Here is a 10,906-nt window from a genome sequence, read left to right on the forward strand (position 1 = left end):
TAATATTATTCGGTTTTGATGCTTCGTACCGGATTCTCGTTGGCATTCTTCCAGCACTCGAAGGTCACTGTCAGTATCGTAATGAGGCTGACCAGCAGGAAAGAAATGACGAATATCCAAGCATGGATTGGGGTTTTGTCAGAAAAACTTTCCAGCCAGTCATGCCCAATCCACCAGCCGAAGGGGGCTGCCAGCAGGAAGCAGATCACCAGCATGACGAGATAACGCTTGGTAAACATATAAAGAATTTTACCGGTAGAGCTTCCTAAGATTTTCCGGATTCCGATTTCCTTGCGGCGGTATTCACTTTCGAACAGCGTAAGGCCGAATACACCAATTATGCTGAGTACGATAGCGATTAAGGAGAACAACAGAATCTGATGAGTGAAACGCAGTTCCCGATGGTAGTTCTGGTCAATCACTTGATCCATGAACCTGAAATTGAAGTCACGCCCCGGCGCTATCTTTTCTGCGGCCTCTGTCAAGCGGTGAAGCATGTCCACCTTGTCTACTCCCGGAGCTACCCGGATGTTCAAGATGCTGTTGGCATCCCAGTCAGCATGATCTTTTCCGTAAATAAAGAAGGCCATCGGCTCTGCGGCATCGTTGTTGCGGAAGCTGCTGAAACGGATGTTCTCACAGAATCCCACGATCGGATAATCTTCGGGGACAGCCGGTTCATCGACTCTCATCCAAGGATATTTCTTTCGGGCCGCTTCGTTGAAAATATACACATCTCCGTCACCCGGTTTGAAATCACGTCCTTCAGTTATCTTGATTCCCATCACCGACAAGTAGCGGTAATCTACCGGAAAACAGACCATATTGATGGAACGGTCTTCACTTCCTCTTCCCCACGACATGTAGTTATCGGACGAGTTCAATACGAACTGGGAAATGGAGATTCCTTCTATGCCCGAAATTCCAGACAATTCACTGACAATCGCTTCTCTGCGATCGAGGAGTTCGTCAGGAATTTCACCTACCAGAACCACACTCTTATCGTAACCATAATCACTGTTCTGTATGTAATGACTTTGCAGGTACATGATGCCTACAGAAATAATTAGCATGAAAGAGACGAAAAACTGGAAACAAACCAAAAACGTACGCAGCATTTTGCCTTTCGGGGAAAGACCGAACGAGCCTTTCAATGCCAGTGCCGGCTGGAAAGAGGTGACGTAATAAGAGGGGTAAGCTCCGGCCAGCAAACCCATGCATACGGCGATTCCCCCTAAAGCGGCCAGCAGGATCGGATGAGCCGTCAACGAAAGATCGGATGCCACTAAGGTACTTAGAGGGGTGCCTTTCAGCAGGTAGAGCCAGAGCAAGGACAACAGGAATCCGCATACACAAACCAATACCGATTCTAATAGCAGATATATCCGCAAAGAGACAGTGGAAGCACCCAGCACCTTCTGGGTATTGATGGAACGTAACCGCATGGGAGTTTCTGCCAGTGAGAAGTTCATGTAGTTGACTGCTGCCGTTAGCAGAATCAGTACTGATACACACAGCAGTAGGTACAAAGCTGCTTTGCTGGTAGCTGCCTTGTTGCCTATCGTAGAATAGTGTACTTCGTCCAGCGGCGTAAAATGAATGAAATTCTCCCAATCTTCAGTTCCGCTGATCCGGTCTCTTGGAATCTTCTGCTTGCAGTTTTCGATGACCGACTGCTGTACATCGGCCAATGAAGCCGGATTGTCGAGCCGGATATACATAGTATAATTCCAGTTTGTCCAGGAATCTTTGTTCAAATCCGAACGAAAAGAAGAGAACACACAGTTACCCAACTGGGAGTTTTCCGGCATATCCTGATAGACACCTCCAATTACCGATGGATAATTATGAGATTTATGGCCTGTGTAAAGGGTCTTGCCAATGGCATCCGTGGTACCGAAAAAACGACGAGCCATGGATGCGGAAATCAGGACCTGACCGGGTTCATTGAGAGAAGCAGTCGTGCCGCATACCATAGTAGGCTGAAATACCTCCAGGTAATCCCCAAATCCGGTAAACTCAAGTTCTGAATAAATGTGTTCATCTACTTCAAAATCACTGGGATAGTTTGATAATGAAGTTATCGAAAAGGCTTGTATATGAGGGGATGCAGTTCCTATTAGTTCACAGAATGGACGAGCCAGCCAGATTTGCCAGCCGTATTCTCCACCTGGATTTACTTCTACCCGGTAGATGCGATCGTGTGCCGGATAGGCTTTGTTGTAGTTATAGTCGTAGTCTACCTGTGTCAGGATGACAAAGCAGGCTGCAAAGGCGATGCTTAACCCCAGCAGGTTTAGTATGCTGGCCGTAAAGAAACGCCGGAAAGTATGTGAGAAATTTCTGAAAAGTGTATTCATAATTCGTTTTGTGCTTAACTTGTAGCTGTAATTTTTAGTCACCGACTTTCAATCGTCGGGTAGAAACACTGCCGAGGCCATCTTTTGAAATATGAGCCGATTGGGCTTTCCCGCTCAGGGTAAGACTACCCACACCGTCCACATTGGCATCCAGTTGGTCACAATCTACTGTCAGTTCACCACTGCCTACTCCTTCCAGAGAGACTTTTACGTTGCGGGCATGCAAATCGGCTACATTCAGGCTGCCTACCCCTGCTATCTCAAATTTGATGTTTTTCAGGTTCAGACGGGATTTACACTCAAAGGAACCAACTCCGTCTAAAACAACTTCCTGTAAATCGGGTGCACTGAGGTAAATGAAAAGTCCATTTACCTGCTTGCTTGTTTTCTTTCTTTCTTTGGCCCACGTAATCAGTAATTTCCCATTCTTAACGGTGCATCTGGTCAGGTCCACCCATTCTTTTTCACCTTCTACACGAAGCGAATAGGTGTCGGATTGCGTGAAATATACTCCTGCTATACTTTCCATTTCGATGGAATGGAAAGCACTCACACTACGGGTTTCACTTACTTGTTCTTTGTTTCCTCCTTTTGCACTGGCACAGTTTACACATAAACAGGCCATTACCAAACTCGTTAATATAGTTGCTATCTTTTTCATCATTATCTTAGCTTTTTAGTTTAGTACCAGTACTTCGTTGTCTTTGTAACTTTCATATCCGGAAACAATAACTCGTTCTCCTTTTTCCAGTCCTTCCAGTACTTCGTAATACTGCGGGTTCTGTCGTCCGATACGGATTTTACGGCGATAAGCTTTCTTCCCTTCTTTGTCGACTACGAAAATCCAGTTACCTCCGGTTACTTGGAAGAAGGTACCTTTAGGTATCAGAACACTTTCAGTAGGCTCTCCCAACTGCAGGTCGATGTAATAAGTTTGTCCGCTTCGGATGTTATCAGGACGTTTACCTTCGAAAACAAAGTCGGTGCGGAATCGGCCTTCACGAACTTCGGGATATACCTTGCGGACTTTCAACTTGAATGTGTTTTCCTGTCGTTCAAAGGTAGCTGGAAGTCCATTGGTTACCCGATCGATATAATGCTCGTCTATCATGGCTTCTATTTTGAAGTCGGAAAGGTCGTTTATTTGCCCGATCATTTGTCCGGCGGTAATATTCTGTCCTAATTCCGCATCCAACAGCCCAAGCTCACCGTCGATAGTAGCGCGAACTTCCAGCTTATCCTTTCTTTCACGAATCAGCAGTACATTTTTTCGCATGTTCTGTAAATTGTCCTCCATCTGGTCCATTTGTATGTTGCGATAGATAGAATCTTGTACCAGTCGCTCGGTAATCAATCCATGTTTCTTTTGTGCAACTTCGTAGTCTTCTTTAGCCTGAAGGTATTCTTCCCGACTAATAAGGCGTTCTTGATATAAACGTTTATATTGAAGATAGGTACGTTGCTTGCGGCGTGTATCAATATCGAGCTGTACTTTTTCGGTTTCGTTGTTTAGTTTATCTTGTTGCATGGTAACCTGCGTATTACGCAATAAGTTTTGTTTTTCGGCAAGTTCTGATTCTGCATTCAGAATCTGCAAGTCTAAGTTTGAATTGCTGAGGCGGAGAATGACATCTCCTTTTTTTACATGTGCTCCTTCTTCTACTACCTTTTCCTGTACGATTCCTCCTTCTTCCGGGCTCAGTTGGACGACGGAGATAGGCTGTACTTGCCCGTTCAGTCGGATATAATCATTGAATTTGCCGAATGTTACATCAGCTATGTTAAGCGAAGAGGCTTCCACTCTTAATGTAGATGCGTGGTTACCGAAAATGATCCAGATTAATAGTAGCAGAACGATGACTCCTCCAGCTATGTAAGGAATGTGTTTCTTTTGAATGCCTTTTTTCTTTTCCAGTTGTATATCCATAGTGCGTAATATTTTATTCTTTGTTTCTGATAATATCTTGTCCTTTATAATAATCTACCAGTCTGCATTTCATCAGATAGGTAAGTTTACTCTGTAATAGCCCTGTTTGGCTTTCCAGTAGTGTGGCAGCGTTATTTTGTACGTCAAGTGAAGTCATAAGTCCTTCTTCGTATTTGCGTCGCGTAACGTGGTAGGCGAGTGAATCGGAAGCTACCTTCTTTTCCATCTGGATGCTTTCTTTCAAGTAGCCTTCACGGTCTTGTACGGCTTGTTGTACCAGTTTTTGAAGTTCTTCTTTTTGAGCTTCGTACTGTTCGGTAGCTATGCGATAATTATTCCGAGCCTGACGCATGTTGGCAATACCCGACAAGCGATTGAAAATAGGGATACTCATACTAATGCCGAAATAAGAACCAAAATTGTTTTCGAACTGAGTGGAAAACTGCGGATATCCCGTTTTATGTAATTCTTTATAATAGGAACTTGAAATGCCTCCGTAGAAAGTAATAGATGGAACTACCGAGCTCCATGCTATTTTACGATCCATGTTGGCCGAACGTTTTTGCATTTCGGCTTGTCTTAGTGTTGGATTGTATGTCAGTGCAAGACGGAATACTTCGTCGGCGTGTTCTGTTGTCAGTTGTATTTGTTCGAAAGCTGATTGCTCCAACAGACATGTATCGAGTATCAGGGAGTCTTCGGTTGGAAAATTCATTTTTTGTTTCAGAGTCAGCATGGCTGTTTCGTATAGATTACGCTGATGAGTCAGGTTGTAGGCATCAGTAGCTTGTTGTGCTTCCATCTGTGCAACATCCGACATTCCTTTTAAACCCAGCTCTTCTTGCCTGCGAGTTTTATAAAGCAAGGAATCACTTTCTGTCAGTTTCTGTCTGGCAAGTCGTGTAGTGCCATAGTAATAAAGTGCGTCGATATATGCCTGAAATGTTTCCAGTGCGGTATTGTCGCGTGCTTCTTGCAGGGCTGCTTTGCCTAATAGCAGGTTGGCTTTGCTTTTTCGTACTTGATTAATCAGACTTCCTCCTCGGAAAATAGAGATGGAGGCTTCCATACTATAACCATTATTGAAAGTTGATTCCGACTTGTAAGTATTGGTTTCCGGATCGACCGAACGTCCGAAATTATATTGTGCACTTACTCCTCCTGATACACCCGGCAAAAATTGTCCGATTGCTTTCATGCGTTCCAGACGGTAGTTGTCGGCTTCCAGATTACGCTGCTTAACCGTGCGGTTATGGTTGACAGCATAAGTCATGCACCGGTCTACGTCCCAAGCTTCTTGCGCTGTCAGATTAAGGCTGCATAAGCAAGTCAGTAGCAAGATTGATTTCTTTATTGTGATATTTCTTTTCATGCATTGTTCGTTTTATTCGCTGTCTTTAATTCAAATATCGTGCCAAAAGAGTAATGTATTGATTATCAGTTGTTGTGTTGTGCTCGTCTTTCCTTGTTGTGTCAAAAAATTAGACAGTAGGTGTCTAATTTTTTGTCACCTGTTACCCATTTCGTTATTTTATCTTTACGTATCTTTGCATGACTGCAAATAAAAAGAGTATGGCTAAACAAGGAATTTTGCTGGTTGTTGATGATAACCGAAACATTTTGACTTCCCTACAATATTTGTTAGGAGAATACTTTGAGCGTGTAATAACAATAGATTCTCCTGTTACAGTCCCAACTTTGCTGAACCGGGAGGCTGTCGATGTGGTATTGCTTGATATGAATTTTTCATCAGGTATTAATAGCGGGAACGAAGGGCTTTATTGGTTACGCGAGATTAAACGCCTCCGTCCACAAACTGAAGTGGTGCTTTTCACGGCGTATGCTGATATAAACCTTGCTGTAACTGGAATAAAAGAAGGTGCTTCCGATTTTGTTGTAAAGCCTTGGGAGAATGCCCGTCTGGTACAGACGCTTCAGGAAGCATATGCCCGAATAGCAGATGCGCGCAAAGGTAAAAAAAAGGTAGTAACAGTTCCGGCAACATCCGATGCCGGTATGTATTGGGGGAATTCGCAGGCAATTCGTCCTTTGCGTATGCTGGTTGAGAAAGTCAGTACGACCGATGCCAATATTTTGATTACAGGAGAAAATGGTACGGGAAAGGATATGTTGGCACGTGAGATTCATCGGCTGTCTAATCGTAGAGAGGGACCGATGGTTGCTGTGGACATGGGAGCCATTACAGAATCGTTGTTCGAAAGTGAGTTGTTTGGTCATGTGAAGGGTTCATTTACGGATGCGCATACCGACCGTGTTGGACGATTTGAGGCTGCTGATGGGGGAACGCTCTTTTTGGATGAGATTGCTAATCTGCCTTATCATTTACAGGCGAAGCTGCTTACGGCTATTCAAAAACGTTGCTTTGTGAAAGTCGGAAGTAATACACCTCAGCCTACTAATATTCGTTTAATTTGTGCTACCAACCGTAACCTGGAAGAGATGGTGAAGAACGGAGAGTTCCGTGAAGATCTGCTTTATCGTATCAATACTATTCATTTACATATACCTGCTTTACGTGAACGTAAGGAGGATATTCTTCCTTTGGCGAAACGTTTTCTTGAACAGTATGCGCAGCAATATGGCAGACCGGTACAATCTTTCAGCCCTGAGGCTGCCCGCCGTTTGCTTGATCATCCTTGGTTTGGTAATATCCGTGAGCTGCAGCATACGGTGGAAAAAGCTGTTATTCTGTCTGATGGTGATGAGTTGCAGGGAGATATGTTGCAGCTTACACCAACGTCTTCTTCAGTTGATTCGGTAGCCGTGCATACAGAAGTTGAGACTCCTTTTCATACGCTTGATGAAATGGAACGTAGTATGGTGAAACGTGCTATCGATCAATGCGAAGGGAATCTTTCGCAAGCCGCAGCTATGTTAGGTATTACTCGTCAGACGCTTTACAATAAAATGAAACGTTATGGGCTGTAGGTGGATTTATTCGATTACTGTACGTACGTTACTGCTTGTTGCTGGAGTTGCGCTGATTACTTTGGGATTTACCGAAGGAAAAGGGCTGTTGATGGGGGGTGGGCTGTTGTCATGTGCTGCTTCCGTTTTTATTTTCCGAAAGATGCAGCAACAGTTGCGTGAAAAAAGTTGGTTGATGTTGGAGGCTATTCGTAATCGTGACTATTCATTTCGTTTGCCGATATCAGGTTTCTCAGGAGGAGAACGTGTGTTACAGGATACGCTCAATCGCTTTGGCGGGCTGATGAGTGAACAGAAGCAACTGATGGAGCAGCGTGAACGCTTTTACGAACAAATCCTTTCGAGTGTAACGTCGGGTATCATTGTGCTGGATGAAAATATGAAGGTTGTACAGACAAATCCGGCTGCTGCACGTTTATTGGGGTTACCTGTGCTGAGTACTTTGCAGCAATTGGAACGTTATGGTACGGAAGTCTCTCATGTATTTCGTACATTGGGTGCCGGAGAAAGATATAATATACAATTCTCTACATCAAAGGGAGAAGTGCAGTTGCTGGTACGTGCTTCGGTTATGCAACTGGGTGAACAGAAGGTACGGATTCTGGCCTTAAATGATATTCGCAATGAACTGGACGCAAAGGAACTTGACTCGTGGATAAAACTGACTCGTGTGCTGACACATGAGATAATGAATTCCATAGCTCCCATATCGTCATTGAGTGAAACGTTCTTAAAACGCAGTGATGTTGTCGGAACTCCTTTATACGATGGTATACGTGCCATTCATGAAACTTCTACAGGCTTAATATCGTTTGTTGATAGTTACCGTAAGTTTTCTTCCTTGCAAAAGCCTTCACCCGAACCTTTTTATTTGCTGGATTTGCTTCATCAGATAGAAGGGCTCACGCTTGTTCCTGAAAATATTTCTCTTACTTTGCAAATTGAACCGGTGGAACTGATGCTTTATGCAGATCCCAATTTGATACGTCAGGTGCTTATCAATCTGATAAAAAATGCGGTACAGGCTATTGGTGGAAGTAAAGGAAGGATACATGTGCGTGCATATAGTTCAGCCGATGAGCATGTGTTTGTGTATGTCAGTAACGATGGTCCGGCGATACCGGAAGCAGAAGCAGAACAAATTTTCGTACCGTTCTTCACAACCCGTAGTGAGGGAAGTGGTATCGGGCTTTCTTTGTCGCGTCAGATTATGAAGCTTTCAGGAGGAACTATCAGTCTGCTGCGTTCGGGTACGAATGGCTGGAATACAACCTTCGTGCTGGAGTTTGAATAAGAATTTATTCTCGTTCCGATTCTTTTATCGCAATTTTTCCGTTCTCCTTTTCTATATTGATGATGCTGCCTTTAGGATTCAGGCTGAACGGAGTGATTTCATCACTTTGATTGTCGACAATCATTAGTGCGTTTTCCTCTGCAAACCGGTTAACTTGAAGAGTGAGAGCTGTAGATCCCATTGTACAGTTGAGCAGCAGGCTATCGTTTACATATACCGAGATGCTGTCGCCTGCCAAACTGTTCCCTATTTGAATGGTATATAAATCACTTGATACTTTCTGCTCGGTTTTAGGAGCACGAAAACTCAGGTAGAGGAACAAGCATACGATGAAAAAAACTCCAAAGGCTAAAATGCCATTTCCTATCATAAATTGCTTGTTGCTATTGATGCTTTTATTGTTCATAATGAGATAAACTGTTTTATTTTGTCTGCAAAGATACCCCAAAAAGATAAATCTTGCTAAAAATGAAATATTTATTCTAATATTTTGCAGTACATTATATTATTTGTATCTTTGCAACCGAGATGGATGAAAAGGTGGAGGGGCGGTTAAGCTCCTTTTTTTGTTCTTATATAGTTAATACATGATAGATAAAAACGTTGTAACCCGGATAGTTGAAGAATGGCTGGAGGGTAAAGATTATTTTCTGGTAGATGTCACTGTAACTCCGGATGACAAAATTGTAGTTGAAATCGACCATGCGGAAGGCGTATGGATTGATGATTGTGTGGACTTAAGCCGTTATATCGAGTCGAAGCTGAACCGAGAGGTTGAAGATTATGAACTTGAGGTTGGCTCGGCAGGAATCGGGCAACCCTTTAAGGTACTTCAGCAATATATTATTCATATCGGAAAAGATGTGGAAGTGCTGGATAAGGATGGAAAGAAATGGACTGGCGTATTGGCAGAGGCGAATGAAGCTAACTTTACGATTACGGTACAGACAAAGGTGAAGCCTGAAGGCGCAAAACGTCCGAAGCTGGTAGAACAGAATGTTACCTTTACTTATGACGAAATAAAATACACCAAATACTTAATAAGCTTTAAATAAAATTATGGCGAAGAAAGAAGCAACTGTCAGTTTAATTGACACGTTTTCGGAATTTAAAGATTTGAAGAATATCGACCGCACCACGATGGTGAGCGTACTGGAAGAATCATTTCGTAGTGTGATTGCAAAGATGTTCGGTACCGATGAAAATTACGATGTGATTGTAAATCCCGATAAAGGCGATTTTGAAATATGGCGTAATCGTGAGGTGGTGGCTGATGATGAGCTGACAAACCCGAATATGCAGATTTCACTTACCGAAGCTCGCAAAATCGATGCATCGTATGAAGTAGGAGAAGAAGTAACTGATGAGGTGATATTCGAGAAGTTCGGTCGCCGTGCGATATTGAATCTTCGCCAGACATTGGCTTCTAAGATTTTGGAACTGGAAAAAGATAGTTTATATAACAAGTATATCGATAAAGTCGGCACAATTATTGCTGCTGAGGTTTATCAGATTTGGAAGAAGGAAATTTTGTTGCTTGATGATGAAGGCAATGAATTGTTGCTTCCGAAAACAGAACAGATACCAAGCGATTTCTATCGTAAAGGAGAAACTGTACGTGCGGTTGTAGCACGGGTAGACAATAAGAATAATAATCCGAAGATTATTCTGAGCCGTACATCTCCAGTTTTTTTGCAGCGCTTGTTTGAACAGGAGGTTCCTGAAATTAATGATGGACTGATTACAATCAAGAAAATCGCACGTATCCCGGGCGAACGTGCAAAGATTGCTGTGGAGTCTTACGATGAACGAATTGATCCGGTTGGAGCATGCGTCGGCGTAAAGGGATCTCGTATTCATGGTATTGTTCGTGAATTGCGTAACGAGAATATTGATGTTATCAACTATACTTCGAATATACAGCTGTTTGTACAGCGTGCACTGAGCCCTGCCAAGGTTTCTTCTATTATTATGCATGAGGAAGAGAAAAAGGCAGAGGTATACCTGAAACCAGAAGAAGTTTCGTTGGCTATCGGTAAAGGTGGTATGAATATCAAGTTGGCAAGTATGTTGACTGAATATACTATCGATGTATATCGTGAGCTGGATGAAAATGCAACAGATGAAGATATCTATCTGGATGAATTCAAAGATGAAATCGATGAATGGGTTATCAATGCTATTAAAGGTATTGGTATTGATACGGCAAAAGGTGTACTGAACGCTCCACGTGAAATGCTGATCGAAAAAGCTGATTTGGAAGAAAACACAGTGGATGATGTGTTAAGAATTTTGAGGGCAGAGTTCGAGGAATAAATAAAACAGACTATCCGTGACTGAAAACCTTTTTCCCTGAACTCTATTAAAAACTAAAAG

General features: G+C 42.9%; 9 protein-coding genes. 4 read left to right on the forward strand and 5 right to left on the reverse strand.

The window, feature by feature from the left end:
* Positions 1-5: 5 nt before the first annotated feature.
* The 4 genes from WKT12_RS02555 to WKT12_RS02570 are packed head-to-tail and all read right to left on the reverse strand — an operon-like array spanning position 6 to position 5,659.
* Complete coding sequence (locus WKT12_RS02555) at positions 6-2,360, reverse strand: ABC transporter permease (protein WP_340318709.1); 2,355 nt, start codon at positions 2,358-2,360, stop codon at positions 6-8.
* A 34-nt stretch (positions 2,361-2,394) separates the two neighbouring features.
* Positions 2,395-3,024, reverse strand: coding sequence for a GIN domain-containing protein (locus tag WKT12_RS02560; protein ID WP_340318710.1), 630 nt, complete (start codon positions 3,022-3,024; stop codon positions 2,395-2,397).
* 12 nt (positions 3,025-3,036) lie between these two features.
* Entirely contained in the window at positions 3,037-4,287 is a 1,251-nt protein-coding gene (locus WKT12_RS02565) for an efflux RND transporter periplasmic adaptor subunit (protein ID WP_340318711.1), read from the reverse strand.
* 13 nt (positions 4,288-4,300) lie between these two features.
* Positions 4,301-5,659 carry a TolC family protein gene (locus WKT12_RS02570; protein WP_340318712.1) on the reverse strand — a complete coding sequence of 453 codons (1,359 nt, stop codon included), beginning with the start codon at positions 5,657-5,659 and terminating at the stop codon, positions 4,301-4,303.
* A 200-nt stretch (positions 5,660-5,859) separates the two neighbouring features.
* Here WKT12_RS02570 and WKT12_RS02575 point away from each other — a divergent pair, with 200 nt between their 5' ends.
* The gene (locus WKT12_RS02575; protein ID WP_340318713.1) at positions 5,860-7,236 is read left to right on the forward strand and encodes a sigma-54-dependent transcriptional regulator; all 1,377 of its coding nucleotides are present in this window, start codon (positions 5,860-5,862) and stop codon (positions 7,234-7,236) included.
* The gene (locus tag WKT12_RS02580) at positions 7,226-8,530 is read left to right on the forward strand and encodes a sensor histidine kinase (protein WP_340318714.1); all 1,305 of its coding nucleotides are present in this window, start codon (positions 7,226-7,228) and stop codon (positions 8,528-8,530) included. Before WKT12_RS02575 ends, WKT12_RS02580 begins: the two co-directional genes overlap by 11 nt.
* A 4-nt stretch (positions 8,531-8,534) precedes the next feature.
* Here WKT12_RS02580 and WKT12_RS02585 read toward each other — a convergent pair whose 3' ends face one another.
* Positions 8,535-8,936, reverse strand: a complete 402-nt coding sequence (locus WKT12_RS02585) for a hypothetical protein (RefSeq protein ID WP_340318715.1) — start codon at positions 8,934-8,936, stop codon at positions 8,535-8,537.
* A gap of 181 nt (positions 8,937-9,117) precedes the next feature.
* Between WKT12_RS02585 and rimP the strand changes: the two genes are divergently transcribed.
* A complete protein-coding gene (gene rimP / locus WKT12_RS02590) occupies positions 9,118-9,585 on the forward strand; it encodes a ribosome assembly cofactor RimP (protein WP_340318716.1) in 468 nt (155 codons plus the stop codon).
* Between the two features lie 4 nt (positions 9,586-9,589).
* Complete coding sequence (nusA, locus tag WKT12_RS02595; protein ID WP_340318717.1) at positions 9,590-10,846, forward strand: transcription termination factor NusA; 1,257 nt, start codon at positions 9,590-9,592, stop codon at positions 10,844-10,846.
* Positions 10,847-10,906: the final 60 nt, after the last annotated feature.

It is taken from the genome of Phocaeicola sp. HCN-6420 (assembly GCF_037890145.1).
Classification (GTDB): domain Bacteria; phylum Bacteroidota; class Bacteroidia; order Bacteroidales; family Bacteroidaceae; genus Phocaeicola.